General features: G+C 70.8%; 27 protein-coding genes. 11 read left to right on the forward strand and 16 right to left on the reverse strand.

Annotated features, from left to right (window positions below; all coding sequences use genetic code 11):
* Positions 1–33: 33 nt before the first annotated feature.
* The 3 genes from YIM_RS33995 to YIM_RS34005 all read left to right on the forward strand — a co-directional run bounded on the left by YIM_RS33995 (position 34) and on the right by YIM_RS34005 (position 3,102).
* The gene (locus YIM_RS33995) at positions 34–732 is read left to right on the forward strand and encodes a class I SAM-dependent methyltransferase (protein ID WP_194240360.1); all 699 of its coding nucleotides are present in this window, start codon (positions 34–36) and stop codon (positions 730–732) included.
* A 110-nt stretch (positions 733–842) separates the two neighbouring features.
* Complete coding sequence (locus YIM_RS34000) at positions 843–2,072, forward strand: MFS transporter (RefSeq protein ID WP_153034208.1); 1,230 nt, start codon at positions 843–845, stop codon at positions 2,070–2,072.
* Positions 2,073–2,076: 4 nt separating this feature from the next.
* The gene (locus tag YIM_RS34005) at positions 2,077–3,102 is read left to right on the forward strand and encodes a zinc-binding dehydrogenase (RefSeq protein WP_194239847.1); all 1,026 of its coding nucleotides are present in this window, start codon (positions 2,077–2,079) and stop codon (positions 3,100–3,102) included.
* Positions 3,103–3,134: 32 nt separating this feature from the next.
* On the opposite strand, the gene YIM_RS34010 is transcribed toward YIM_RS34005, so the two are convergent.
* The 3 genes from YIM_RS34010 to YIM_RS34020 all read right to left on the reverse strand — a co-directional run bounded on the left by YIM_RS34010 (position 3,135) and on the right by YIM_RS34020 (position 6,087).
* Positions 3,135–3,878, reverse strand: coding sequence for an SDR family NAD(P)-dependent oxidoreductase (locus YIM_RS34010; RefSeq protein ID WP_153034209.1), 744 nt, complete (start codon positions 3,876–3,878; stop codon positions 3,135–3,137).
* Positions 3,879–3,947: 69 nt separating this feature from the next.
* Positions 3,948–5,432: a carboxylesterase/lipase family protein gene (locus YIM_RS34015; protein WP_153034210.1), complete on the reverse strand. Its 1,485-nt coding sequence runs from the start codon at positions 5,430–5,432 to the stop codon at positions 3,948–3,950.
* 43 nt (positions 5,433–5,475) lie between these two features.
* Positions 5,476–6,087, reverse strand: coding sequence for an SRPBCC family protein (locus YIM_RS34020; protein ID WP_153034211.1), 612 nt, complete (start codon positions 6,085–6,087; stop codon positions 5,476–5,478).
* A 225-nt stretch (positions 6,088–6,312) separates the two neighbouring features.
* Between YIM_RS34020 and YIM_RS34025 the strand changes: the two genes are divergently transcribed.
* A complete protein-coding gene (locus tag YIM_RS34025) occupies positions 6,313–6,465 on the forward strand; it encodes a hypothetical protein (protein WP_153034212.1) in 153 nt (50 codons plus the stop codon).
* Positions 6,466–6,472: 7 nt separating this feature from the next.
* On the opposite strand, the gene YIM_RS49420 is transcribed toward YIM_RS34025, so the two are convergent.
* Positions 6,473–7,708 carry a hypothetical protein gene (locus tag YIM_RS49420; protein WP_228004184.1) on the reverse strand — a complete coding sequence of 412 codons (1,236 nt, stop codon included), beginning with the start codon at positions 7,706–7,708 and terminating at the stop codon, positions 6,473–6,475.
* 413 nt (positions 7,709–8,121) lie between these two features.
* On the opposite strand from YIM_RS49420, the gene YIM_RS34035 reads away from it, so the two are divergent.
* The 3 genes from YIM_RS34035 (at position 8,122) to YIM_RS34045 (ending at position 11,857) form a co-directional block, all read left to right on the forward strand.
* A complete protein-coding gene (locus tag YIM_RS34035; protein WP_153034213.1) occupies positions 8,122–9,609 on the forward strand; it encodes an MFS transporter in 1,488 nt (495 codons plus the stop codon).
* A 22-nt stretch (positions 9,610–9,631) separates the two neighbouring features.
* Positions 9,632–10,609 (forward strand): serine hydrolase, encoded by a 978-nt coding sequence (locus tag YIM_RS34040; RefSeq protein ID WP_153034214.1) that lies wholly within the window; start codon positions 9,632–9,634, stop codon positions 10,607–10,609.
* Positions 10,610–10,681: 72 nt separating this feature from the next.
* The gene (locus YIM_RS34045) at positions 10,682–11,857 is read left to right on the forward strand and encodes an acyltransferase (RefSeq protein WP_228004185.1); all 1,176 of its coding nucleotides are present in this window, start codon (positions 10,682–10,684) and stop codon (positions 11,855–11,857) included.
* Here YIM_RS34045 and YIM_RS34050 read toward each other — a convergent pair.
* The 6 genes from YIM_RS34050 to YIM_RS34075 all read right to left on the reverse strand — a co-directional run bounded on the left by YIM_RS34050 (position 11,854) and on the right by YIM_RS34075 (position 16,606).
* Positions 11,854–12,336, reverse strand: coding sequence for a hypothetical protein (locus tag YIM_RS34050; RefSeq protein WP_153034215.1), 483 nt, complete (start codon positions 12,334–12,336; stop codon positions 11,854–11,856). The two genes, YIM_RS34045 and YIM_RS34050, sit on opposite strands and share 4 nt — an antisense overlap.
* Positions 12,333–13,712 (reverse strand): HAMP domain-containing sensor histidine kinase, encoded by a 1,380-nt coding sequence (locus YIM_RS34055; protein WP_153034216.1) that lies wholly within the window; start codon positions 13,710–13,712, stop codon positions 12,333–12,335. Before YIM_RS34055 ends, YIM_RS34050 begins: the two co-directional genes overlap by 4 nt.
* On the reverse strand, positions 13,709–14,395 hold the full coding sequence (locus YIM_RS34060) for a response regulator transcription factor (protein ID WP_153034217.1): 687 nt from the start codon (positions 14,393–14,395) through the stop codon (positions 13,709–13,711). Before YIM_RS34060 ends, YIM_RS34055 begins: the two co-directional genes overlap by 4 nt.
* A 24-nt stretch (positions 14,396–14,419) precedes the next feature.
* Entirely contained in the window at positions 14,420–15,160 is a 741-nt protein-coding gene (locus tag YIM_RS34065) for an SGNH/GDSL hydrolase family protein (protein WP_228004186.1), read from the reverse strand.
* A 69-nt stretch (positions 15,161–15,229) separates the two neighbouring features.
* Positions 15,230–15,673 (reverse strand): SRPBCC family protein, encoded by a 444-nt coding sequence (locus tag YIM_RS34070; protein ID WP_153034219.1) that lies wholly within the window; start codon positions 15,671–15,673, stop codon positions 15,230–15,232.
* 60 nt (positions 15,674–15,733) lie between these two features.
* Complete coding sequence (locus tag YIM_RS34075; protein ID WP_153034220.1) at positions 15,734–16,606, reverse strand: helix-turn-helix domain-containing protein; 873 nt, start codon at positions 16,604–16,606, stop codon at positions 15,734–15,736.
* Positions 16,607–16,678: 72 nt separating this feature from the next.
* On the opposite strand from YIM_RS34075, the gene YIM_RS34080 reads away from it, so the two are divergent.
* Entirely contained in the window at positions 16,679–18,139 is a 1,461-nt protein-coding gene (locus YIM_RS34080) for an FAD-dependent monooxygenase (protein WP_153034221.1), read from the forward strand.
* On the forward strand, positions 18,136–18,726 hold the full coding sequence (locus YIM_RS34085) for a TetR/AcrR family transcriptional regulator (protein ID WP_153034222.1): 591 nt from the start codon (positions 18,136–18,138) through the stop codon (positions 18,724–18,726). Before YIM_RS34080 ends, YIM_RS34085 begins: the two co-directional genes overlap by 4 nt.
* A 111-nt stretch (positions 18,727–18,837) precedes the next feature.
* On the opposite strand, the gene YIM_RS34090 is transcribed toward YIM_RS34085, so the two are convergent.
* The gene (locus tag YIM_RS34090) at positions 18,838–19,143 is read right to left on the reverse strand and encodes a DUF3040 domain-containing protein (RefSeq protein WP_194239848.1); all 306 of its coding nucleotides are present in this window, start codon (positions 19,141–19,143) and stop codon (positions 18,838–18,840) included.
* A 100-nt stretch (positions 19,144–19,243) separates the two neighbouring features.
* Here YIM_RS34090 and YIM_RS34095 point away from each other — a divergent pair, with 100 nt between their 5' ends.
* Positions 19,244–19,825, forward strand: coding sequence for a TetR/AcrR family transcriptional regulator (locus YIM_RS34095; RefSeq protein ID WP_153034224.1), 582 nt, complete (start codon positions 19,244–19,246; stop codon positions 19,823–19,825).
* Between the two features lie 8 nt (positions 19,826–19,833).
* Here the strand turns inward: YIM_RS34095 and YIM_RS34100 are convergent, their stop codons facing one another.
* The 4 genes from YIM_RS34100 to YIM_RS34115 form a co-directional block, all read right to left on the reverse strand.
* Complete coding sequence (locus YIM_RS34100) at positions 19,834–20,163, reverse strand: VOC family protein (protein WP_228004187.1); 330 nt, start codon at positions 20,161–20,163, stop codon at positions 19,834–19,836.
* 78 nt (positions 20,164–20,241) lie between these two features.
* Positions 20,242–22,155 (reverse strand): S9 family peptidase, encoded by a 1,914-nt coding sequence (locus YIM_RS34105; RefSeq protein WP_153034226.1) that lies wholly within the window; start codon positions 22,153–22,155, stop codon positions 20,242–20,244.
* A gap of 62 nt (positions 22,156–22,217) precedes the next feature.
* Positions 22,218–23,030: an NAD(P)-dependent oxidoreductase gene (locus YIM_RS34110; protein ID WP_228004188.1), complete on the reverse strand. Its 813-nt coding sequence runs from the start codon at positions 23,028–23,030 to the stop codon at positions 22,218–22,220.
* Positions 23,031–23,117: 87 nt separating this feature from the next.
* The gene (locus tag YIM_RS34115) at positions 23,118–23,423 is read right to left on the reverse strand and encodes a helix-turn-helix domain-containing protein (protein WP_228004189.1); all 306 of its coding nucleotides are present in this window, start codon (positions 23,421–23,423) and stop codon (positions 23,118–23,120) included.
* Positions 23,424–23,521: 98 nt separating this feature from the next.
* On the opposite strand from YIM_RS34115, the gene YIM_RS34120 reads away from it, so the two are divergent.
* Positions 23,522–24,322, forward strand: coding sequence for an LLM class flavin-dependent oxidoreductase (locus YIM_RS34120; RefSeq protein ID WP_153034228.1), 801 nt, complete (start codon positions 23,522–23,524; stop codon positions 24,320–24,322).
* 5 nt (positions 24,323–24,327) lie between these two features.
* Here YIM_RS34120 and YIM_RS34125 read toward each other — a convergent pair whose 3' ends face one another.
* A complete protein-coding gene (locus YIM_RS34125) occupies positions 24,328–24,780 on the reverse strand; it encodes a VOC family protein (RefSeq protein WP_153034229.1) in 453 nt (150 codons plus the stop codon).

A 24,780-nucleotide genomic window follows, 5' to 3' on the forward strand; every position in this document is an offset into this window, starting at 1 on the left:
ACCCGCCGTCCGAGAAAGGAGCATCCGTTGGGCGTGAACGCGAGCAGTTCCCGCTTGGGCCAAGCGAGCCAGAGCGTCAGCTTCGACGCGATCAAGCGCTCGCACGCACTTGACGGCGATGTCGGCAATCTCGACGAGTTCTACCGTGACTGGGTCGATTCCTACGACGCCGACGTCACGGACCAGGGCTACCGCGCGCCTGCCCGGATCGTCGAGCTGACCAGTGAAACCATCATTGACCGGAAGTTGCGGCCCGACGAGTTGACCGTGCTCGACGCCGGCTGCGGCACCGGCCTGGTGGGAATCGAACTGGCCCGTGCCGGATTCACCAGGATCGACGGGATCGACCTGAGCGAACCCATGGTGCGCAAGGCCGCGAGCACGGGTTGTTACCGCGCCCTGCGCGGGCGGGTGGATCTGAACCGTCCGATGGAGTGCCTCGACGCCGGAGCCTACGACCTGCTGGTGTGCTGCGGGGTGTTCACCCTCGGCCACGTCGCGGCGGCGGCGCTCACGCATCTGGTCGACGCCGTGCGCGCCGGCGGAATTCTTGTCGTCAGCACCCGGGACAGCTACCTGAACGAATCCGAGTTCACGCAATACCTGGACAAACTGATCGTCGACGGCGAACTCACCCTGCTCCACGTCCACGGCAACGAGCCTTACATCGACGAGGAAACGGCCACGTACTGGATCCTGCGAACGGCGGCCGGGCCCGCTCCGCGCGCATAACCAGTGAAAACGCCGCTCCCGGACGGCCGAGTTGCCCGCCTCCGGTGGTGCCCGTAGCGTGATTGTCCAGGCACTGAACGACGATCCAGCTCAGGCGGGAGTGTGCGGTCATGGCCACCTCGAGCCAGGCGGGGACTGGCGCCCGATGGGGAATGGTGTGTGCGGGTACCGCGCTCATCGGCACCTGTTACGGTTTCGCGCGTTTCGCCTACGGCTTGTTCGCACCCGAGTTCCAGGACACTTTCGGCATCAGTTCCACGCTTTCCGGATTCATCGGTTCCGGCAGTTACGTCGGCTATTGCGTGGCGATCGTGGCCAGCCTGGTGCTCACCGAGCGCTTCGGGGCGCGCAGGCTCGCCGTGGGAGCGGGCGTCGTCGCGACGGTGGGCACCGCGATGGTGGCCGTCGCGCCGACGAGCGCGGTGCTGGCGGCCGGTGTGCTGATCGCCGGCTCCAGCACCGGGGTCGCCTCCCCGCCGATGGCGGCGGCCGTGAGCCGATGGGTACGGGCCGACTCGCAGGACCGGTCCCAGAGCGTGGTCAACGCCGGAACGGGCATCGGGGTGCTGGTCTCCGGGCCCGTCGCGCTGGTGCTGATCGAGCAGTGGCGGTGGGCGTGGGCGGTGTTCGCGATCCTCGCCGCGGTGGTCACCCTGTGGATCTATCTGACCGTGCCGTTCACCACCTCGGAGCGGGCAACGGGCGGCGGGACGCGCGGCTGGGTCCCCGGCACCGCGATCCTGGTCTTCGGCGCGTTTCTGATGGGTCTGAGCAGCGTCGCCACCTGGACGTTCGGCCGGGACCTCGTCACCAGCACCGGAGGCGCGGGCAGCACCGTCTCGACGATGATGTGGGCGGTGCTCGGCGCGGCGGGTTTCATCGGCGCGCTGAGCGGCGATCTCGTCGCGCGAGCCGGGCTGGCCCGGTCCTGGACGGCCGTGATGATCGCGATGGCGGCGTCGACGCTCCTGCTCGCGATGGCACCCGGCGTCACCGTCGCCGTGTTCGCCGCGGCCGCGCTTTTTGGTGCCTCCTATGTCGGTCTGTGCGGACTGGTGCTGCTCTGGAGCACCCGCCTGTACCCCCGGCGCGCGTCGTTCGGCGTCGGGGTCTCGTTCCTGATGATCGCGGTCGGGCAGGCCGTCGGCGCCCCGCTGGCCGGCGCGCTCACCGACGCCGCCGGCGGCACCTCCGCCTTCTTCACCTGCGCGGCGATCGGCGTGCTCGGCGCGCTGGTCCGGCCGGGCCGGGCGGTCCGGTCCGCACCGGCGGCGGGCGATCAGCAGAGCGAAATCCTGGACCAGCAGTCGGTTCTCGCCGATCCGGACAGCAGGAGGTAATGCCGTGAGGGGTGTGGTCGTCACCGGGTTCGGCGGGCTGGACAAGCTCGAATACCGGACCGACCTCCCCGAACCCGTGCCCGCCGACGACGAGGTCGTCGTCCGGGTGGCGGCCGCGGGGCTCAACAACACCGACGTGTGGACCCGCGAGGGCGCCTACGGCACGTCGGACGACTCCTCCGCACTGGCGGGCTGGCGCGGGGAGCCCATACATTTCCCGCGCGTCCAAGGTGCCGACGTCGCCGGGTACATCGACCGGGTCGGCGCCGACGTGCCCGCAACGCGGATCGGCGAGCGCGTCCTGATCGATCCGGTGCTGTACACCGGCGGAGAACGCGAGCTGGTGACCACCCGCTACCTCGGCAGCGAGCGGGACGGCGGATACGCGGAACTTGTCGCCGTACCGAGTTCTCTCGCCCATTCCGTCGACTGTTCCCTCACCGACGCCGAAATCGCGACCTTCCCGACCGCCTACCTCACCGCGCAGAGAATGCTCAACCGCGCCCGGGCGGCGGCCGGGGACGTCGTCCTCGTCACCGGCGCCTCGGGCGGGGTCGGCTCGGCGCTGGCCCAGTTGTCGGCCGTCCGAGGCGCGCGGGTCATCGCTGTCACCACAAGGGAGAAAGCGGACGAAGTCGCGCGCCTCGGCGTCGACACGGTGCTCACCCGCGAAGAGCTGGCCGCCGGCAAGGTCGAGGACGAGGTCGACATCGTCGCGGACGTGGTCGGCGGTCCCGCGTTCGCCGGTCTGCTGGGCGAAATCATCCGCCCGCTCGGCCGGTACGTCACCGCGGGCGCCATGGCGGGACCGCTGGTCGAACTCGACCTCCGACGTCTCTACCTCAAGCAGGTCGAGCTGATCGGTTCCTCCTTCGGCTCACACGAGGACTTCGCGGAACTGCTCCGGCTCATCCAGGACGGCACGCTGCGACCGCTGCTGGCGCGGACCTTCCCGCTGGAACGGTTCGTCGACGCGCAGAAGGAGTTCATGGCGAAGAACTTCGTCGGGAACATCGTGGTGATCCCCTGAGCATTCCGCTGGTTCCTGCCGAACAAAGCGGATCAGAATTGCTTTTCGCCGCCGTCGATGTACAGGTTGGCGCCGAGTACGAAGGTGCTCTGCTTCGACGCGAGGAAAGCCACCGCGTCGGCAACCTCGGACGCGGTGCCGATCCGGCCGAGTGGCACCTTCGCCGCGAAGCTCGCCTTGGCCGCCGGAGCGTTCTCCTCGCCGACTATGGCGGCGACCGCGGGCGTGTCGATCGTGCCCGGTGAGATCGCGTTGACCCGGATGCCGCGTCCCTTGAGTTCGTTGGCCCAGGTCCGGGCGTAGGAGCGCACGGCGGCCTTGGAAGCCGCATACGTGCCGAACGCCTCGACACCGTCATCGGCGCGGACGGAGGAGTTCAGGATCACCGAGGCGCCGTCGTTGAGCAGTGGCAACGCCTTCTGCACGGTGAACAGCGTGCCTCGCACGTTGACGTCGAAGATCCGGTCGAAGTGTTCTTCGGTGACCTGTTCCAGCGTCGCGAACGCGGCCGTCGCGGCGTTGGCGAACAACGTGTCCAGCCCCTTGCCCCGCGCACGGACCGCGTCGTAGAGCCGGTCCAGGTCGGCCGGGTTCGAGATGTCGCCCGCCACCGCGGTGGCCGAGCCGATGGTCTTGACCGCCGCTTCCAGTTCCGCCTCGCGCCTGCCGGTGATGAAGACGTGCGCCCCATCGGCGGCGAGGCGCTCGGCCGCGGCCAGGCCGATCCCGCTGCTCCCACCGGTGACCACCGCTGTCGTGCCGTCGAACTGCCCCATGCTGCCCTCCACAAGTTCGGTACCAATCGGTACTCAAGTAGACGGTAGCACTTGTGCACCGATCGGTACTCAACTGGGCGTGGCGGTCGGCTCGAGCGCGGCGAAGGTGTGGTCCTGCCAGATCCGCCGGGATACTTCCTCCGGGTACGTGGTGACAACCGGTCGTGTGCCGAAGAGCTGCACGAGTCGCCTTGCCGGGTCGTACACGGGCCAGCCGGGATCGCCGTGGGTGGCAAACGCCGTCCACGCGGCGCGCATCCGGGTGGACAGCGCCTCCGCTTCGGCCAAGAGGTCGTCACCGATCAGCATCGCGGGCTGGCCGCGGTCCGGATTGCCGAACACCAATGGCACGTCGAGGCCGTGGCAGGCGCCGAGAACGCCGTTCCAGGTCAGCTCGTAGACGTGGGCCCGGCCGCCGCCCGCGGTCTGCGCCTGGGCGAGGTGGAGTGAAGGCATCCGGAACAGCCAATCCGAGTTGACCAGTTCGTACAGCTCTTCCTCGCTCGCGCCGGGGAAGCCTTCGCGGTAGCGGCGTGCACCGTCCGGGCCGGGCGCCAGGACTTCCAGCGCCGTCCGCGCAGTCGTTGCCATGCCTTCGATCGCGGTGAACAGGCGTTGCTCGTCGCGGACATGGCCGGCGATCAGGCGGATGTCCCGGCCGGCTCCGTCGGCCAGTGCCTGCCACGGGGTGAGGGGCAGAACCTCACCGTCGACCACCGGCGCGAACGGGATCTTCCGGTGCGCGGCCTGGCCCCAGCTTCCCGTCCACTGACCGATTTTCGCGGTGACCACGTCAGCGGCGGCGGACAGTACTGGCGGGTCCACAGTGGACAAGTCGGTCACCGTGGGCCGCAGCCCCAGCTCGGCCGCGCACGCGGTGGCGATGTCGGCGGCGAGCGCCGGGGTGAAGAACGTTCCGGGCACACTCTGCGCGACGGCCCGGTGGAAGAGCCCGGACGCACCCGGCATCGCGAGCAGCGCGGCGACCGATCCGCCACCCGCCGACTGGCCGAAGACGGTGACCCGGCCGGGATCGCCGCCGAAGGCCCGGATGTTGTCACGCACCCATACCAGCGCGGCGACCTGGTCGAGCAGTCCCCGATTGGCGGGCGCGCCGTCGAGCTGCGCGAACCCCTCGACACCCACGCGGTAGTTGAACGTCACCAGCACGACGCCTTCGCGTGCGAGGCGGCCGCCGTCGTACTCGGGCAGACTGGACATCCCGATCGCGTAAGCGCCGCCCTGGATCCACACCATGACCGGCAAACCCGCGCCCTGGCTGGGTTCCGGAGAGAAGACGTTGATCGTCAGCCAGTCGTCGGGTGCGTCCTCGGCCAGCGCGTCCATGCCGAACGCGGCGGCCTGCGGAGGCGGCGGACCGTACGATACGGCTTCACGCACCCCATCCCAGGCCCGCACCGGCCGCGGCGCGGCGAACCGCAACGCGCCAACCGGCGGCTCGGCGAACGGGACGCCGCGGAACACCGCGACGCCCTCCTCCCAGGCGCCGCGCAATTTCCCGTCCGCCGCACGAATCTCGGGCCGCTTCCGCACAACCGCGCATCCTCCGCGCCCCACCACGACGCGGGCCACCCATTTACCACTGCGCCGAAGACACCGGCGGCACAGCCTCGGCGGTGGTTTTGAGGTCGTGGAGCCAAGTTTCCAGGCCCATGTCGGAGTTGGGGTCGGCTTGCGCGCCGCGGTGGGTTTCTTCGGTGCGGACGAGGACACCGCCGCGGACCTTGACGAAGTTCCACACGTGCACCCCGTCGATGTGGTAGCCGGGGCCGTCGGCGGGGCCGGTCCAGCGGACGCATTTGCCGTGCCGGCGTTGCCCGACGGTGGAGGTGATGACCACCTTGGCGGGCGGCACCTCGATGTTCGCCTGGAACCGGGAACCCCGGCGCAGCGGACCGTGGTCGAGCCGCTCCACGGTCATCGGCGCGGCGGGTTTCTGCCACGAGGTCCAGCCTTCGACATCGGTGTGCAGACCCCACACGGTGCGCAGTGGCGCCTGAATGAAGATCTCGGCCCGATGCCGCGCCTCGGCGGCCGGGTCGACGCCTCTGCCCTGGCAGGTCAGCGACGCCGGTCCGCGCCCGGCCGCGGCCTGCGCGGGCATCGCGGTGGCGCCGAGCAGGGCCAGCGGAACCGCGACCAGGGCCGCGATCCGACGACGGGGACTCTGCGAGCGGGTAGCGAACATGATCCTTCTCCCCAGGGCAAGTTATAGCAAATCGCTATAGTTAGAAGCTATAACTATGCCTAGTGGGTGTCAAGCCGGACCGGACCTCGAACACGACTTCTTCGAGTGGCACCGTCCGCTGGTCGATGGGGCTCCGCCGCGGGTTGCCGGGGTGCGGACGGGCTCGGGCACCGAACAGGCGGACCTGGTGGTCGACGCGTCCGGCCGTCGCTCGGAGTCGGCCGCGTGCGCAACGGCTCATCTTCCCCGTTCGCGCTCGCCGGGGTTTCCCTTCCGGCAAACCGCTGGACCAGCCTGCGCGCCCGCGCGCAGGCCCGCCACCTGCTCGTACCGGCCGAAACCGCCTACCGCACCGACTGCCCGAGCCGACGGGAATAGGACGCGCTCATCCCGTGACCAGAGCCGGGTTCGGCTTGTACGACAGCATCAAGCGGAACGGGTGCACATCCCAGGTCTGCACGGCCCACATGGTGAGCCTGCCGTCCGTGCGGGCCTGGTCCGCGTCCCGCGCGCGGGCGAAGCCGGCGGTGTTCGGCTTGGGAATCGGCGGCAGCGTGTCCCAGAACTGCGCGCCCACCGGCACCGGCGAGGTTTCCACCACGCACGAAGGCCTGCCGTCGTCGAACTGGAGGGTCATCAGCACGTAGTTGTCCGCGCCGTCGGCTACGGCAGCCGTGCGCACCAGCAGCATCTCCGCCCGGCCCCCCGCGGCCACGGACAGCTCGCCGATCCAGTCGAACGCCGCGACGATCTCCTCCGGCGTGATGCTGGTGTACGCCGTCTCGTCGGTGACCGCCGAGATCCGCACGGGCGGCGCGTCCGCCGACAACGCCAGCACCCCGTCCGCCGGGTACAGCCAGCCCGCCTCGCAGCCCTCGGTCGAGTTCAGCGGCCGCCGGGTGATCCCGCCACGGCCCAGTTGGGCACGCGCCGCGGCCGGATCCTCCAAGCGCCAGAACGTCATCTTCTCCTCCACCGTCCACAGTGGAAGGAACGGCCCGATCGGCAGCCCGATCGACACCGACACCGCCGAACCGAACGGCGGCAGCGCGGCGAATTCCGGGTCCAACCGGGCGGTGGCCAGCATGTGCCGCAGCCAGCGCCGGGCGCGGCTGAGCGGATGGCCGGGGAAGTGCTCGTCGAACCGCGGGTCGTCGGCGCGGTGCCACGGCAGCCGCGGCCGGGACTGCGGCGCGTACGGGTGCGGGGCGTAGAAAGCGTCGGGACTGCCGGTCTCGACGATCGTCTCCGCGAGCACCGCCGACTCCTTTGCCCCGGTCGGCGAGCCTTCTTGCGCGACCAGCCTCAGCACCACGCTCGCGGTCGCCTTGGGCACCGTGATCGACGCGATGAACACCTGGCCAGGCCGGTCCGGGTAAGGCACCTTCACCACCTGCAGCAGCGCGGGCACCCCGTCCACGGTGACCACGAACGCCTCGATCAGCCCACCGTCCTCGGCGGTCTGGACGGCCAGCTCGTGTCGCAGGCGCGGGAGGTCGTCGAGGCTCGCGGGCAGGTTCGGCACCAGGTCGAAGAAGTGCACGGACATGCGGTCGCCATGGGAGTCGGTCCAGGCGTCACCGGCCGGCTGGAACCCCGTGGTGTCCGGAGTGATCATCATGGTGCCGAGCCTAGACGGGTGTTACGTTGGCCGAAAGACTGTCACACAATCTTTGCACCGCCGATCTGGGGGCCGCTGGTCGATCCGGGGTCGCCGTTCTCCCGCATCCCGTCCTACGTCAGCGCCGGGGCGCGCGATCGCCCTGCTGATGACCACGGAAACCCTGCGGCACAACACCTACAACGTCTCGAGCGGGGTGCCGGCGACGAACCGTGATTTCGCGGGCGCGCTCCGGAAGCACACCCCCGGCCTTCGACGTGGACGCGGCGGAAGCGGACTACGTGGCCTGGCGCCGGAGCAATCCGCGCTGATCGAAATCGGCCCGAGAAAGTTCCCGGGGAGGTGTCTGTTCACGGCTGAGCCGTTCGTCGTGGGAGTGAAGGCGGAAATCACCGAAGCGAGGGATGGGACCGATGAACACGGAGACGACAACGCGAGCCGGGCGGCGGGAATGGGTCGGGCTGGCCGTGCTGGCGCTGCCGACGCTGCTGCTCTCGCTGGACATGAGCGTGCTGCACCTCGCGGTCCCGCACCTGGCCGCCGACCTGCACCCCAGCGGCAGCCAGCTGCTGTGGATCATCGACATCTACGGCTTCATGATCGCCGGCTTCCTGGTCACCATGGGCACCCTCGGCGACCGGATCGGGCGGCGGAAACTGCTGATGACCGGCGGCGCCGCGTTCGGGCTGGCCTCGATCGCGGCGGCGTTCGCCACCAGCCCGGAGATGCTGATCGCGGCGCGGGCCGTGCTCGGCGTCGCCGGGGCCACGCTCATGCCGTCGACGCTGGCCCTGATCAGCAACATGTTCACCGATCCACGGGAGCGCGGCACGGCGATCGCGGTGTGGATGAGCTGCTTCATGGGCGGCATGGTGATCGGCCCGGTGGTCGGCGGGGCGCTGCTCGAGGTCGCGCACTGGGGCGTGGTGTTCCTGCTGGCCGTGCCGGTGATGGTGCTGCTGCTGGTCACCGCCCCGAAGCTGCTGCCGGAGTACCGCGACGAGCACGCGGGGCGGCTCGACCTGGTCAGCGTGGCGTTGTGGCTCGGCGCGGTCCTGCCGATCGTGTTCGGGCTGAAGGAAATGGCGAAGGACGGGCCCGGCGCGGCCAATCTCACCGCGCTGGCCGTCGGCGCCGTGATCGGCGTGGCGTTCGTGCGGCGGCAGCGGGTGATCGACCACCCGATGCTGGACCTGAGCCTGTTCCGCGACCAGAAGTTCGCCGCGGCGCTGGGCATCGTGCTGGTCGGCGCGCTCACCATGGGCGGGGTTTTCCTGCTGGTCAACCAGTACCTGCAGCTGGTCGAAGGGCTGTCCTCGGCCGAAGCGGGGTTCGCGCTGGTGCCGCAGGCCGTCGCGGTGGTCGCCGGGTCGATGATCGCGCCGAAGCTGGCCCGGCGGTTCCGGCCGGAGTTCGTGCTCGGCTTCGGCATGCTGGTCGCCGCGGGTGGCATGCTGCTGTTCACCCTGATCGACGCCGGGCAGGGACTGGTGCTGCTGGTGCTCGGCATCTCGGTGGCCGCGTTCGGCATGGGCCCGCAGGGCGTGCTGTGCACCGAGATGGTGATCAACGCGGTGCCGCCGCGGAAGGCGGGCGCGGCCTCGGCCATGTCGGAGACCACCGCCGAATTCGGGATCGCCATGGGGATCGCGTTGTTCGGCAGCATCGGCACCGCGGTCTACCGGTCCGAAGTGGACCTTCCGGCGGGCGACCCGGCCGGGGAGAGCCTGGCCGGCGCGGTGGTGCTCGGTGACCAGTCGCTGCTGGCCACCGCGCGGGAGGCGTTCACCAGCGGCCTGCACACCGTGGCCACGATCAGCGCGCTCATCGTGGTGGCGTTCGCCGTGGTCGGGATGACCGTGCTGCGCAAGAAGCCGCAACGCGAGCTGGTGGCGGCCTGACGAAGTCAACTATGGTTGACACATGGACGCGGAACCGAAGATCTACGGCGACGAACGGCTCGCCACCAGGCTCGGCGAACTGCTGGGCCCCCGCCACCCGGTCGCCGCGGCGGCCCTGGTCTCGGACCAGGACGTCGCGGTGGCCGGGCTCCGCGCCGATCTCGACGCGGACTTCGAGATCGGCTCGATCACCAAGGGTGTCACCGGATTGCTCTACGCGGACGCGCTGGCCCGTGGCGAGATCGGCCAGGACACCACGCTCGGTGAGTTGCTCCCGCTGGGCGACGTCCCCGCCGCGCGGCTGACGCTGCGGTCGTTGAGCACACACAGCTCCGGCCTGCCGCGACTGCCGAAGTCCGCGCATCCCCTGCGCCGCACCATCGCCCTGTGGCGGCACGGGACCAATCCCTACGGTGAGGACCTCGGCCAACTCCTGGACCAGGCCCGCGGCGTTCAGGTGGGCAAACCGCGACCCCGCTACTCCAACTTCGGGTTCGAACTGCTCGGCCACGCCCTCGCCGCCGCTGCCTCGACGACCTACGCCGACCTCGTGCACGAGCGGATCGCGAAGCCGCTGGACCTCGATTTCTCCGTGCCCGCAACGAACGCGCAACTCCGGCCGGGAGCACTCACCGGCCGGAGCCGCCGAGGCAAGCCGCGCGAACCCTGGACCGGCGAAGCGCTCGGACCGGCGGGCGGCATCCGGGCGTCCATCAACGCCATGGCCCGCTTCACCGCGGCGGTGCTCGACGGCAGTGCCCCGGGCACCGCGGCGCTCGACCCGGTCGCCCCTTTCGGCGCGGGCGGGCGCATCGGGGCCGCCTGGCTCACGATCCGGGTGAAGGGCCGGTCGGTCACCTGGCACAACGGCGGCACCGGCGGCTTCCGCACCTGGCTCGGCTTCGACCGCGAGGCCGGTACCGGCGCGGTCATCCTGTCGGCCACCTCACTCCCGGTCGACCGCCAGGGTTTCGCGCTCCTGTCCGGTTCCGGGCAGTAAGCGGCGCCGCTGCGACAGGACTGCCACAGAGCGCGGACCAGGTGGCGATCTTCGCCACGCAGGATCGCGGTGGTGAGCGAAACAAAAAGACTGCCGGGGCTGGACGGGCTCCGCGGCGTCGCGGTGGCCGGGGTGCTGTTGTTCCACGCCGGTCACTTCGGCGGCGGATTTCTCGGTGTGGACCTGTTCTTCGCGTTGTCCGGCTTCCTGATCACCGGGCTGCTGCTGCGTGACGGCACGGGGTCGCCGCGCGCGTTCTGGGGACGGCGCGCCCGGCGGTTGCTGCCCGCGCTGACGGTGATGCTCGCCGGTACCACGCTGGCGGTGTGGGCACTGGGCGACAAGAACCTGTGGAGCACCGCACTCGCCGACGGGCCGTGGGTGCAGGCGAACCTGGTGAACTGGCACCTGCTGGCGGAATCGGCGGCCTACTGGGACCGGTTCGGCCCCGGCCGGGTGTTCGGCCACCTGTGGAGCATCGCCGTCGAGGAGCAGTTCTACCTGCTGTGGCCGGTGGTCGTGCTGCTGATCGTCCGCGCGGGCGGACGGGCCGGGCATCGGGTCGCGCTGGTCGCGGCGCTCGCTTCGGTGCTCTCGCTCGTCCTGATGGTTTTCCTTTTCACCCCAAGCGATTCCACCCGGGTCTACACCGGGACCGACACGCGGGCGTTCTCCCTGCTGCTGGGCGCGTTGATGGCCACCGCGCCGGCGACCCGCCTCGTGTCCAAAGTGGCCAGTCGCGAAGTGGTGCTGGCACTGCTGTTCGGCGTGCTCGCGGTCTTCTGGCTGGTCGCGGACGGCGAGAACGCGCACTGGTTGTTCCGCGGCGGCTTGTTCGCGCACTCCCTGCTCGCAGCGGCGCTGATCGCGCTGTGCGCGCAGACGCCCGGCTCACCGGTGACGCGCGCGCTCGGCTGGGCGCCGCTGCGCGGGCTCGGCTCGGTGTCCTACAGCCTCTACCTGTGGCACTGGCCGGTTTTCCTGGTCCTGTCCGAAGAACGGATCGGCATGACGGGCTGGGCGCGCACGGCGATCGTGTGCGCGGTGTCGCTCGCGCTGGCCGTGCTGTCGAAAGTGCTGGTCGAGGACCCGATCCGGTTCCGCGCGACCTGGGCGCGGGGCCGCACCGGAGTGGGCGCCGTCGCCGTCGCCACGCTCGCGCTCGCCGCGCTGTGGGTCGCGGTGCCCCGGCCTCCGGTCGTCCAGGTCGACGTGACCGGGCTGGTGGTTCCGATGGTGACCTCTTAGCCTGCCGGGAGCACCGGACAACGCCGTGGCGGTCCCGGTTCCTCATGGGGCACCGTGAACCGCACCCGCACCACGGCCGACGGCGAGCCGCCGCCCTGCCGGTGCACCCCCAGCGCGGTGCACACGACCTGGTCCACGCCGAGCGCGGTCAGGTCGCGTTCGGCCAGCGGGAGGCGGACGAGGATCTGGTCGGCGGTGGTGTCCACCACCGTCCTTGTCTGCCCGGAGGCGGAGATTTCCGTGTGCAGCGGGGAATCCGGGCCGGGTCCGGTGAGCAGCAGTGCCAGCGCCTCGGTGATCGTGCCGAGCTTGCCGGTCGGCCGGGGTTGCGGTTGCAGCCGCTGCCGCGCGTCCACGAAGAACAAGGAGATCTCAGGGGCCACGCCGGTGGGTGCGTCCGTTCCGGTGGTGATCCCGGACGGCGACACCCCGCAACCGGCGAGCAGGAGCGCCAGTCCCCCGAGCAACGTCCGCCTCATTCCGCCTCCTCGTGGTGCCGGGGCAGCCGGAGCACAAACCGCGCGCCGCCACCTCCGGCGTTGCCCGCCACCAGATCGCCGCCGTGCAGTCGCGCGTTGGCCAGTGAGATCGCCAGCCCGAGCCCGCTGCCCGGCGATCGCGGGCGGGCGCTGTCCGCCTTGTAGAACCGGTCGAACACGTGCGCCAGCGCCTCCGGCGACAGCCCCGGCCCGTGGTCGGTGACCTCGATCTCCAGTTCACCGTCATCGGCGCGCAGCGTCAGCCGCACCGGCGGTTCGCCGTGGCACAGCGCGTTGCCGACCAGATTGGCCACGATCACGTCGAGCCGTCGGCGGTCGAGCGTCGCGGACACCGGCTCGGGCAGGTCCAGCTGTACGTCGTCCAGCCAGCCGCGAGCACGCAGGCAGTCGCGGATCGCGTCGGGCACTTCCACCGGCTCGGTCCGCAACCGCGCCATCCCGGCGTCGAACCGGGACACCTCCATCAGGTCCTCCACCAGGGCGACCAGCCGCTCGGTCTCGGCGACCGCCAGCTCCGCGGACTCCCTGGCCATCGGACGGCGGTCGTCCGCGGACTCGGCCAGCACCTCGACCACCGCGGTCAGCGTGGTCAACGGCGTGCGCAGTTCGTGCGAGACGTCGGCGACGAACCGCCGCTGCTCGGTCAGCACCTCCTGCAGCGAGTCGGCCATCCGGTTGACGGTCTCCCCCAGGTCCTCCAGTTCGTCCGCGCCACCGGTGGAGATGCGGGCCGACAGATCGCCACCGGCCAGTGCCACAGCGGTGTCCCGCACGCGGCGCACCGGCCGCAGCACACCACCCGCGGCCACCAGCGCGAGCAGCACCGCGAGCGGCAGCGCCACGGCACTGGTGAGGGCGGCGGTGCCGACGAGCCCGTCCACCTGCCCCGCGACATCGGACAGGTCACGCACCGCGTAGACCTCGATGCCGGACGGCGTGCGCCGCAGGTCGAGGCCGGTGGTCACGATCGGGGTGCCGATGAGCAGGCGCGGCCCTTCGCCGGTGTCCACGCGCTGGAAGACCAGCCGATCACGCGCCGCGGCCCGCAGCTCGCCGGTGATCAGCGGCAGTTCCCCCGAACTCCGCCCCTGGTAGGTCACCTGCGTGTGCTCGCCGATCGAGGCACGCACCCGGTCGAGCATTTCCTGGTCCGGCGGGAGGTTCAGGTCGGGGGCCACCGCCTCGATCCGGTGCACCAGGTCCTCGGTGTGCCGCCGCTCGGCCGCGCCGACCAGCGACGCGCCCGCCGACGCGGCACCGGCCCACGCCGCCGCGGCCGCCCCGGCCACGGCCACCAGGACGAAGGCCAGCACCAGGCGGACACGCAGACCGCGCGGCCGGAACAGCCGCCTCATACCGGTCCGAACCGGTAACCGAAACCACGCACGGTCTGCACGTACACCGGTTCGGCGGGCACGTCCTCGATCTTGGCCCGCAGCCGCTGCACGCAGTTGTCCACCAGCCGCGAGTCGCCGAGGTAGTCGTGCTCCCACACCTGTTCCAGCAACTGCTGACGGGTGAACACCCGCCCCGGCGCGGCGGAGAGCGCGAGCAGCGTGCGCAGTTCGATCGGGGTCAGCGCCACCGGCTGCCCGCGCTTGCGCACCACCGCGCCCGCCGCGTCGATCTCCAGCTCACCGTGGGTCTGGGCGCCGTTGGATCGATCGCTGTCGCGCGGACCGCCCCGGCGCAGCACCGCCTTGATCCGGGCGTCCAGCACCGCGGGCCGCACGGGCTTGGTCACGTAGTCGTCGGCACCGGCGGCGAGCCCGGCGACCACGTCGAAGTCGTCCCCTCGCGCGGTGAGCATGATGATCGGGACCGGCCCGCGCGCACGCAGGCGGCGGCACACCTCGAACCCGTCCAGGTCGGGCAGCATCACGTCCAGCACGACCAGCTCGGGCGCGGTTTCGTGGCACGCGCGCAGCCCGTCCTCGCCGGTGGCCGCCGTGGTCACGGTGTTGCCGTACCGGGTCAGCGCCAGCTGCAGACCACGGCTGACCAGCGGGTCGTCTTCGATGAGCAGGATCACGGCCACCAGCCCAGTATGTGCCGCGGTCCGTCAGCAGTCCCGGAAGGCCGGGCCGCCGGCCCAGCCGGAGTTGGCCCACGATTCGGGTGCCGCCGGGGTGAAGCCGGGGAAGCGCGCGGCCAGCTCACCCATCAGCCAGGCGGCGAACCGGGCCGCGCCCTGCGGGCAGGTGTGGATGCCGTCGGGACTGCGATCGCGCTTGCCGTCGCGGTCCATCCGGTACTCCGGTCCCCACACCGCCGCGCTGTCCAGCACCACGGCCTTGCCGCCGGAGCCGTCGGCCACCCGCCGCGCCAGTCCGCCGGTGCGCTGGAGTTCCTCCATGTGCCCGGCGTAGAACTCGTCGGCCCTGATCGGCGGCATCGTCACGAACACGAGCGTGGCCCCGGCACCGGTGACGGTCGCCAGCAGCTTTTCGTACGCCGCCAGCTGTTCCTGCTCGGTCCCCCAGTCGTAAGTGGACACTTGGTAGGCCACCACGTCCGGGTCGAACGAGCCCAGCTTCGCGGTGAGCTGGTCCCAGGTCGAACCGGTCAGCTCCGGGATCCCGGACACGTTGCCGCCACCGGTCGACGCGATCGACTCCATCGACGAACCACCGGCCCGCGCGGCGGCGGCCAGCGGGCCCGCCAGCCCCTCGGCCACCGAGTCGCCCATCCACAGGAACTTCGACGGCGGCGCGACCGGAGCGGCGGCGGGCTCGGCCGGCGAGCAGGCCGCGACGGCCAGCACCGCGAACACCGCGGCCAGTGCTTTCCTTCGTTTCGTCATGGGCACCACGCTGCCGGGCCCGTGTCCACTCGCGATCCGCGCTTTGTCGCCGTTCTGTCGCAGGCGGGATCAGCGCGGCTGGGCCGCCGCGTGGGCGGCGAGGCCGTCGGCCATCCGCTGCATGACGCGCCGCATCACGCCCTGCATCAGCCAGCCCAGTCCCTTGCGCGCGGAATAGGTGCCGTGCCAGTGGATGAACGTGCCGCCGTCGGGGGTGGCGGTGAGATCGACGACCGCCCGGTAGTCGTGGATGGCGCTGTTGAACGCGTCTTCGTAGGTCAGCTGCTTCTCTTCGACGAGACCGGTCACGCGCTCGCCGGTCACCGTCCGCCCGGTGCGGAACGCGCGGACCGCGCCGACCGGGTCGTGACCATCCGGATCGAGCCCGCTGGACCGGTCGAGCACGAGTTCGTCGACCGCCGACCAGACGGGCCAGGTACGGGCGTCCACCAGCAGGCGCCAGACCACCGCCGGGGGTGCCGCCGTGGCCGCCGTCGCGTCATATTTCCGCATGGGGGTTACCTTCTCGCCCGCGCGCGGCCGATGACCATGCGCCGGATTGCCGAGGATCGATCAGTTCCTGCGGTACACCGAGGGCCGCACGCCGACCTGGCCGAGAAACGCCGACGACAACGCGCCGGGGCTGGCGAAACCGCACCGGTCGGCGATCTGCGCGATGGTGAGGTCGGTGTCGGACAGCAGCCGCCGCGCCCGCTCGATCCGCAGCCGGGTGAGGAACCGGTGCGGGGTCTCGCCGGTCGCGGCCCGGAACACGCGGATGAAGTGGTACACGCTCAGATGCGCTTCGGCGGCGATCTCGGCCACCGTCAGCGGTTCGGCCAGCCGCTCCCGCATGAGGGCGGCGGCCCGGCTGACCGCCGCGTGTTCGGGCCCCGGCAGGCGTTCGTGCCGCCCCTTGGTCAGCAGGTGCGCCACCAGGAAGGCGGCGGCGGATTCGGCGTAGAGATCGTCGGCGCCCCCGGCGGGTGGCAGCGCGCGCACGAGCTGCTCGACCATCGGATCCCCGGTGATCGCCGCCAGCGCCGGGAAATCCGGTTCCCGGTCACCGAGCCCGGCCGCGGCCCGCTCGACGGTCGCCGACGGAACGGTCACCTGGATGGTGCGCAGCGCCGAGGTCGTCCGGTAGTCGCGCACGCTCGCCAGGCCGGGGACCATGAGTTCGAAATAGCCGGGTAGCCAACGGCGGCGGACCGGCTTCCCGTCGGCGCGCGTGCGCATCTCCACGTCACCGGCCACGCAGAGCACGAGGTGGAGGTCGGCCACCGCGGGCATCGGGAACGGCTCGGCTTCGGGTGCGTGGTCGAAGCACTGCACGAGCAGCGACCGCCAGCCCGCGTCGCTCCAGCTGCAGTAGGTGCGCCGCACCTGAGCCGGGAGGTCGACCTCCGCGTAAGGCGCGAGATCGAAGTCAGCCGATTCGAACACCGCTCAAGGCTAGTCGACGTTGCCCGGTTCATTTTGTTTACGGTACCGTTTCGTAAACAAAAGGAGGTCACCATGACTGTTCTCGTCACCGGTGCCGGGCCCACCGGATTGGCACTGGCCTGCGCATTGCGCCTGCACGGCGTGGAGGTCCGGGTGCTCGACCGCGCCACCGGACCGGCGGAGACCTCGCGGGCCAACTTCCTGCACGCCCGCGGGTCCGAGGTGCTGGCCAGGCTCGGCGCGCTGGGCGAACTGCCGCGCGAGTCGATCCCGGCGATGCGGATCACCACCTACGCCGGGGCTCGGCCGATCATGCGCATCCGTTTCGGCGACCCCGGCCTGCGCACGGCGGCGCCGCCGATGGTCGTCTCCCAGGCACGCGTCGAAGCCGCCCTGCGCGCCCGGCTCGCCGAACTCGGCGTCGAGCCGGAGTGGGGTACCGAGGTCACCGGCGCCGGGCAGGACGGCGACGGCGTCCAGGTGCGGCTGGGCGACGGCGGGCACCTGACCGCGTCCTGGCTGGTCGGGTGCGACGGCTCGGGCAGCGCGGTGCGGCGGCTGGCCGGGATCGGCTTTCCCGGGGCCAAGCTCAGCGAGCGGTTCCTGCTCGCCGACCTGGACATCGACTGGGACCTCGACCGCGACGGCACCAGCGGCTGGGTGCATCCCGACGGCCTGTTCGCCGCGATGCCGATGCCCGGTGGCTCGTGGCGCCTGTTCTCCTACGACCCGGACGGCGGCGCCGAACGGCCGGAGCCCACCGAGATCGTCGACCGGCTGCGGCAGCACCTGGCCCGGCGGACCGGGCGGACGGCCACCTTCGGCCACTGCACCTGGGCCTCGGTGTTCAGCGTCCACCGGCGGCTGGCGGACACCTACCGCCGCGGCCGGATCTTCCTGGCAGGGGACGCCGCGCACGTGCACGCGCCCTTCGGCGGCCAGGGCATGCCGACCGGGATGGGCGACGCGGAGAACCTGGCCTGGAAGCTCGCCATGGTGATCGACGGGCAAGCCGCGCCGGAACTGCTCGACACCTACGAAGCCGAACGGCGGCCGCTCGCCGAGAACGTGCTCCGCGGCACCGCGCTGGCCACGCGGGTGAACATCGCCGACAGCGCGGCCGGCCGGTTCCTGCGGGACAAGGTGCTCATCAAACTGGGCGGTTTGCCGTGGGTGCAACGGAAAGCGACCTACACCGCGTCACAGCTGTGGGTCAGCTACCGGAAGGGGCCGCTGGGCGGACGCCGTCCGCTCGGGGACCGGATCGCCGATCTGGACTGCGTGCGCGAGGATGCGAGCCGGACGACGCTGCACGCCGAACTCGGCGGGACGTGGGCGCTGCTGCTGCCCGCGTCCGGCGGCGACCGGGTGGCGGAAGAGGCGCGGGAAGGGCTGGGAAAGCGAGTGGTCGTGCTGCGGCGAACGGACGAGGGACAGGCACCGGCGCTGGTGCGCCCGGACGGGCATCTGGCGTGGCGCGGGGAAACCGGCCTCGGCGACTGGCTGGCCGGCGCGCTCGGGCGAGCCGGATGAACCGAGGCAGGCCCCGTGACCCTGGCACCGACACCGCGATCCTGCGCGCGGCGGCGGAGGTTTTCGTCGAACGCGGGGTGGAAGGCGCCAGCATCGAGCAGATCGCCAAACGGGCGGGCGTCGGGAAGGTCACCGTCTACCGGCGGTGGTCGACCAAGGAGGAGTTGATCGCGCAGTCGGTGGAAGCCCTGCTGGCGGACCAGGTGAGCCATCCCCCGGCCGAGCTGATCGCCACCAGCTCACCGTACGAACTGGTCGAGAACGCGATCGACAGCACCGCGGAAACGGCCGCGAGCCCGGAGTTCCGCGCGCTGGCCGCGCGGGTGCTGGGCTCCGCGGTCAGCCATCCCGAACTGATGGCTGTCTACTGGGAGCACTACATCCGGCCGCGGCGCGATCTCACCCGCGCGCTGCTGCGCCGGGCGCAGGAGGAAGGCACCGTACCCGGCGACGCCGATCTCGACGTGCTGACCGACATGATCGCGGGCGCGGTCACCTATCGCGCACTGCAGCCGAACCCGCCCGATGCCGCCGGAATGCGAACCTACCTGCGCGCGGTTTTCCGGCAGGCGGGCCTGCTTCGCTGACCTCCGGGCTTTCGCGCAGGCGAAACCGGCGCCACGTCAGCGAACCCGGCGGGCAGCCCCAGCCGCGTCAGCCGACCGGCAGGCTGCCGCGCAGGCGAAACCGGCGCCGCGTCAGGCGGTCCGGCGGAGCCACCAGGCCGCGCCTCCGCCGAGCAAGGCTGCCAGTAGCAGGCCGAAACTGCCGGTCAGCGCGCCGAACAGGGCCACCCCGCCCAGCAGGACGGCGACCACCGTCCACGCGAGACCCGGCGAACCCATCGCCGTGCGCAGCACGTGCGCCAGCTCGGGATCTTCGGCGGCCAAGTGCCGCTCGATCAGTTCGAGTTCACGGCGTTCACGCTCGCTGAGCCCCTCAGCCGCGCGGACCATCATCGGGTTCCCGGCGGGTCTGACGAACCACCAGTGGTGGAACAACATGCCTCCAGCATGGCTGACCGAACAGCGAAAGGCACGCCCCGCAACTCCAAAAATGCGCTCCTTGGCGTGATTGAACAGGACTGCTAAATTCTGGACCGAGATGCCAACCAGCGCTGACGACTCCTTCATCCGCGCGGCACGGCGCCGTCAGCTGGTCGAGTGCGCGGTGGAGATGATCGCGGAACACGGCCTCGCCGAGGCTTCGACCGTCCGCATCGCGAAGCACGCCGGAGTCAGCCGCGGCGTGCTGACCTACCACTTCCGCGACCGCGCGGAACTGCTCAACCAGGTGGTCCGCCGGGTCTACGAGCTCGGCGCCGAGGTGATCGGCCCGGCCGTGACCGAGGCAGCTTCACCGCGGGAGGCCCTGCTCGCCTTCATCGGCGGCAGCGTCGAGCTCCACGCCAGGTACCCGCGGCACCTGGCCGCGCTGACCGAGATCTTCGCCGCCGAGGCCCGGCACGACGAACAACGGCGCCACGCGCGAGAACTCGACGATCTGGCCGCGATCCTGCGGGCCGGTCAGGAACAGGGCCAGTTCCGCGCCTTCGACATCGACGTCATGGCCACGACGATCCGCCGGGCGCTCGACGGCGCGCTGGCAGCCATCGCCGGTGGCGTACCGGCCGACCGGTACGCCACCGAGCTGCGGGAGATCTTCGACGCGGCGACGCGGCTCTGACCGAGGAGCTAACCCGGGTGATCAGCGGGTGCCTCGGCGAGCGAGAGCCGGTTCCCGTCCGGGTCCACCACGTCGACGTGCCGCACGCCGTTGCCGTAGGTCTCCACCGGTTCGTGCTCGATGCCGTTCGCGACCAGGCGCGCCAGGATGTCGTCGAGTCCGGTCACCCCGAAGGTGATCATCGCCCGGCCGACCAGCCCGGACCGCACGTCCCGGTCATCGACCACCACCCAGGCGTTCTCCCCCACCTGCCACAGGTATTCCTCCCCGATCACCTCGTCGGCGGGCCGCCCGAAGAACACCCCGAACCACTCCACCGCCCGCTTCCGGTCGCTCACGCCGACAATGCTGTACAGGTCCATCCCGATCGCTCCTCCCGGTCTTCCGGCCGTTGAGACCGGTCCGGGCGCCGAAACTCATCGCCCGGCGGGTGACCCGCTCCGGCCGCCGAGGTGCTTTCCGAAGTGGCGGTCGACCGCGTGGAACACCGTCACCAGGTTCTCCGGGTTCTGGAAGTCGTGGCCCTCGTCCTCGAAGACGAGGTATTCGACCTCGACCCCGCCGGCGCGCAGGGCCTCGACCATGTTGTCCGACTCGGCCTGGACCACGCGCGCGTCCTGGGCACCCTGCGCGATCAGCAGCGGCGTGCGGACCTCGTGCACCCGGGTGATCGGTGAGCGCGCGAGCAGGTCCGCCCGCTGCTCCGGATCGGCCGGGTCACCGCCGTAGCGGAGCCAGTTGTTGCGCAGCCACGGTTTGACGAACTCAGGCGTGGTCTCCATGAAGTTCACCAGGCTCGAAATGCCGACGTACTCGGCCGCGGCGGCGAAGCGGTCCGGCGTGAACGTGACGCCGACCAGCGTGGCGTAACCGCCGTACGAGCCGCCGAAGATGCCGATCCGGTCCGGGTCCGCGTAACCCCGTTCGACCGCCCAGTCCACCGCGTCGAGCAGATCGTCGTGCATCTTCCCGGCCAGCTCACCGATCGCCGACGTCAGGTGCCGCTTCCCGTAACCCGACGAGCCGCGGTAGTTGACCTGCAGCACGGCATAACCGCGGTTCGCGAAGAACTGGACTTCCCGGTTGTAACCCCAGCCGTCGTGCACCCACGGTCCGCCGTGTACGAGCAGGATCAGCGGCAGGCCCACCGGATCGACCCCGACCGGCAGGGTGAGGAAGGCGGGCAGCGGCAACCCGTCGCGCGCGGTGATGTGAACCCCGGTCATCGGCGCGAGTTCGGCGGGATCCAGTTGCGGGAACGGCCGGAACAGCAGCCGGCTCTCCCCGGTGCCGTGGTCGTAGAAGTAGGTCAGGCCGGGTTCGCGGTCGTGGTCGAAGGTCGCGACCCACCGCTGTTCGGCATCGTCCGAGGAAAGCGCGGACAGCACACCGCCGGACAACTGGGACAGCGCCGCGTACACCTCGGCGAAATCCGGGTCCAGCACCTCGATCCGGGGCCTGTCCCCGACAAACCGCGCCGCGAGCAGCGCACCCGTGCGCCGGCTGGTGAACACGGAGGCGGGGATGCCGAAGTCGAGCGACAGCTGACCCATCGTGCAGAAGCTGTGCCCGTCCACGGCGGCCACCACGGTTTCCTCGCCCGTCTCGCCGTCGACGCGGATCAGGCTCAGGTCGTCGGAATCCTGGAAGGCGCCGAGGATGAGGCCGTCACCGTCGGGCGTGACCAACTGCGGGTAGATCCCCATCGGGTGCTCCGGGCCACCCTGCCGCCGGACGAGGCGCTTCTCCCGCGTTCGCGGGTCGATCGCGTGGTACTCCACCACGCCGTCGTCGGCCAGTTCGGTGTAGAACCGCGCCTCACCCCGCGGCCCGACCAGGTAACCGCCCATCAGGTCGGGTTGTTCCAGGTGCACGGTGGTTTCGCCGGTGGCGATGTCGATCAGGAAGGTGTCGAAGAACATCGGGCGGCGGTTCATCGCCACCATCACCTTGCCGGGAAAGGCTTTCAGCACGTCGGCCCCGACCACCCGCGAGCCGGGCGGCATCGGCGTCAGGTCCACCGGAGGCGCCTCGGGCGCGTCCAGATCGACGCGGAAGAGGTGCCAGTCCTCGTTGCCGTCGGTGTCCTGCCGGTACAGCAGCCAGCGCGGATCATCGGTCCACCAGAAGGACTTGATGCCGCGCCGCGCGTTGTGGGTCACGCACACCGCGTCGGCGTGCTCCTCCTCGACGCCGCGGACCCACACGTTGGTGCGCCCGTACTTCGGTGCCAGATAAGCGATCCTGGTCCCGTCCGGGGAGATCACGGCAGCGGAGAACTCCGGATCGGCGAACAGGGTCCCGACGTCGATGAGGGGCGGTAAGGCCATTGGCGCTCCCGTGGCAGAAGTGGTCTACGGAGCCCAGTCAAAACCGTGCCGTCGGGGCACACTCAAGCGAAATCGGCATGATCCGGGTCACGGTCATGGTCGGTCAGCAGAGCCCGGATGGGCGCGGTCATCCGGCCCGGGACGCCCTGCGCGGCCGCTGTGCCGACGATGTTCGCCAGCGCCGCCTGCTCGACGAGCCGCTGTTCGGCGGAGACCTCGGCGTCGACCAGCATCGGCAGCACGTCCACCATCGACCGCAGCCACGGAACCAGCAGCTCGGTGGTGAACCGCCCGGTGGGCACACCTTCCGTGCCGACCATGGCCGTCGCGTGGAAGGCGCCGGCGAACATGCCGTACATGGCACCGAGCAGGGCGAGGTCGTGCAGTGCCGCCAGGCCGGGTTCCTCACCGAGAAAGTTGCCGGTGCCCCAGGCACCGAGCGCGTCCGCCCACCGGTCGTACGCCTCGCGCGAACCGCTGAAGAGAATGGTCGACGCGGGCAGGCCGATCGTCTGCGGGATCGCCATGATCCCACCATCCAAATAAGACACGCCGTGCCCGGCGGCCCAGGCGGCGACCTCCCGCGCCTGATCGGCCGTCCCGTTGGTGACGTTGAGCAGGACCCGCCCGCCCAGGTGCGCCGCGACGGGCTCCAGTACCTCGCGCACGGCGGCGTGGTCGAGCACGCACACCACGATCAGATCCGCGGCGAGCACCGCTTCGGCCACCGACGCGGCGCGGACGGCACCCAGTCCGGTCACCGCCTCCGTTTTGCCCGCCGACCGGTTCCAGACGACAGTCGGCCGTCCCGCCCGTACGAAGGCCGCGGCGAGCGCCTGCCCCATCGCACCCATACCCAGCACGCTCACCGTCATGCTTACCCCCATTCCGTTGTCCCGCAACGATCTTCGACGGGCGCCGGGTCCGGCGGCAAGTACGCACAAAAAGGTAATCACCAGGCATCAGTTTCCGAGGTGCGCCAAGCTCCATTCCGTGATCGGCACCAGCGCTTCGAGCAGCGCGGTACCCGAATCGGTCAGCGAGTACTCGACGTGCAGCACGGCACCCGGGTACTCCACCCGGCGGCACAGGCCATCCGCTTCGAGTTCCCGCAGTTGCGCGCTCAGCACCTTCTCGCTGATGCCGGTCAGCCGTCGGCGCAGTTCCCCGAAGCGGCACGGCCGCTCGTGCAGCTCCCACAGCAGCAGGACCTTCCACTTGCCGCTCACCATGCCCAGCACGGCGTCCAGGCGGCATTTTGTTCGCACGTTCGCACCCTACCGCCCCGGTATATCAGCATCTGCGATCAACTTGAGCAGGATCAATCGCTTTCCATGATGCGTCTGGCTGCCCTAGCGTTGCCCTCATGACAAACCAAGCGCTCTGGCTGCCGCTCTTCGACGATCTCGCCGACCCCAGGACGGTCGCGCGGCTGGCCGCCGAGGCGGAGGCGGGCGGCTGGGACGGGGTGTTCGTGTGGGACCACGTGCGGTGGCAGGCGCCCGTGCGGCAGGTCGCCGACCCGTGGATCACCCTGACCGCGATGGCCACCGCGACCGAACGGCTGCGGTTCGGGCCGATGATCACCCCGCTCGCCCGCCGCCGCCCGGTCAAGGTGGCCAGGGAAACCGCCACCCTGGACCAGCTCAGCGGGGGCCGCCTCACGCTCGGCGTCGGGCTCGGCAGCGACCGGTTCGGCCAGGAACTGTCCAAGACCGGCGAGCAGCTCGACGACCGGGTGCGCGCCCGGATGCTCGACGAGTCGCTGGAGATCCTCACCGCCGCCTGGTCCGGCGAGCCCGTGCACCACCACGGCGAGCACTACACCGTCGACGGCATCGAGTTCCTGCCCCGGCCCGCCCAGCGGCCCGGCATTCCGGTGTGGGCCGCGGGCTTTCCCGGCAACGTCAAGCCGCTGCGACGCGCCGCCCGGCACGACGGCTTCTTCCCCGTCAACCTCGAACACCCGGACCAGCTCGCCGAAGTCGTCAGCACCATCACCGGCCTGCGGAACACCACGGCGCCGTACGACTACGCCGTCGCCCTCGCGCCCGGCACCGACCCGGCGCCCTACGCCGAAGCGGGCGCGACCTGGGTGCTTGCGGAGTTCTCGCCCGGAGTCTCACTCGACGAGGTGCGCGGCGTGCTCCGCGAAGGCCCTCGGTAGCGGGTTCACGGCTCGAGCGGTTCGAGCGGCGGCATCGGCGCTCCGCCCGGGCTCCACGTGCGCAGGAATCCCTCCTGTGCGGCGATGTCGACCAGTTCGACCCGTGCGCCGATGCTGTCGATGCGGTGGTAGGTGAAGGAACGGCCGTACGGGCAGGAGTCGAACTCCAGCCGGGCTCCGCGCTCCGACAGCCGGTGCTTGTCCGCGTTGACGTCCTCGGACCAGTACCCGATGTGGTCGAAGCGGGAGCCCGCGGTCGCGTCCCACGGACTGCCCGGATCGCCTTGGATCACCTCGAAGAACGGCGGGCCTTCGACGGAGAAGACGATGCGGTAGTCCCAGTCCCCCAGCTTGCCGTCGCGGATCGGGCTCCAGCGGACCCCGACCGCGCGGGTGAGGTCCGCGGTCGCCCGCTCGATGTCCTGGACGACGAAGCACAGGTGGTAGAAGTCGCTCAT

This window comes from Amycolatopsis sp. YIM 10 (assembly GCF_009429145.1).
Classification (GTDB): Bacteria; Actinomycetota; Actinomycetes; order Mycobacteriales; family Pseudonocardiaceae; genus Amycolatopsis.

Excerpts from the sequence above, each read along its gene's own strand:
- YIM_RS34040 (WP_153034214.1), top strand. The coding sequence starts at position 9,632 with ATGGACGCGGAACCGAAGATCTACGGCGACGAACGGCTCGCCACCAGG.
- YIM_RS34090 (WP_194239848.1), bottom strand. The coding sequence starts at position 19,143 with ATGTTGTTCCACCACTGGTGGTTCGTCAGACCCGCCGGGAACCCGATG.
- YIM_RS34120 (WP_153034228.1), top strand. The coding sequence starts at position 23,522 with ATGACAAACCAAGCGCTCTGGCTGCCGCTCTTCGACGATCTCGCCGAC.
- YIM_RS34085 (WP_153034222.1), top strand. The coding sequence starts at position 18,136 with ATGAACCGAGGCAGGCCCCGTGACCCTGGCACCGACACCGCGATCCTG.
- YIM_RS34105 (WP_153034226.1), bottom strand. The coding sequence starts at position 22,155 with ATGGCCTTACCGCCCCTCATCGACGTCGGGACCCTGTTCGCCGATCCG.
- YIM_RS34070 (WP_153034219.1), bottom strand. The coding sequence starts at position 15,673 with ATGCGGAAATATGACGCGACGGCGGCCACGGCGGCACCCCCGGCGGTG.
- YIM_RS34020 (WP_153034211.1), bottom strand. The coding sequence starts at position 6,087 with ATGTTCGCTACCCGCTCGCAGAGTCCCCGTCGTCGGATCGCGGCCCTG.
- YIM_RS34035 (WP_153034213.1), top strand. The coding sequence starts at position 8,122 with ATGAACACGGAGACGACAACGCGAGCCGGGCGGCGGGAATGGGTCGGG.
- YIM_RS34080 (WP_153034221.1), top strand. The coding sequence starts at position 16,679 with ATGACTGTTCTCGTCACCGGTGCCGGGCCCACCGGATTGGCACTGGCC.
- YIM_RS34095 (WP_153034224.1), top strand. The coding sequence starts at position 19,244 with ATGCCAACCAGCGCTGACGACTCCTTCATCCGCGCGGCACGGCGCCGT.
- YIM_RS49420 (WP_228004184.1), bottom strand. The coding sequence starts at position 7,708 with ATGATGATCACTCCGGACACCACGGGGTTCCAGCCGGCCGGTGACGCC.
- YIM_RS34125 (WP_153034229.1), bottom strand. The coding sequence starts at position 24,780 with ATGAGCGACTTCTACCACCTGTGCTTCGTCGTCCAGGACATCGAGCGG.
- YIM_RS34050 (WP_153034215.1), bottom strand. The coding sequence starts at position 12,336 with ATGAGGCGGACGTTGCTCGGGGGACTGGCGCTCCTGCTCGCCGGTTGC.
- YIM_RS34055 (WP_153034216.1), bottom strand. The coding sequence starts at position 13,712 with ATGAGGCGGCTGTTCCGGCCGCGCGGTCTGCGTGTCCGCCTGGTGCTG.
- YIM_RS34065 (WP_228004186.1), bottom strand. The coding sequence starts at position 15,160 with ATGACGAAACGAAGGAAAGCACTGGCCGCGGTGTTCGCGGTGCTGGCC.
- YIM_RS34110 (WP_228004188.1), bottom strand. The coding sequence starts at position 23,030 with ATGACGGTGAGCGTGCTGGGTATGGGTGCGATGGGGCAGGCGCTCGCC.
- YIM_RS34000 (WP_153034208.1), top strand. The coding sequence starts at position 843 with ATGGCCACCTCGAGCCAGGCGGGGACTGGCGCCCGATGGGGAATGGTG.
- YIM_RS34010 (WP_153034209.1), bottom strand. The coding sequence starts at position 3,878 with ATGGGGCAGTTCGACGGCACGACAGCGGTGGTCACCGGTGGGAGCAGC.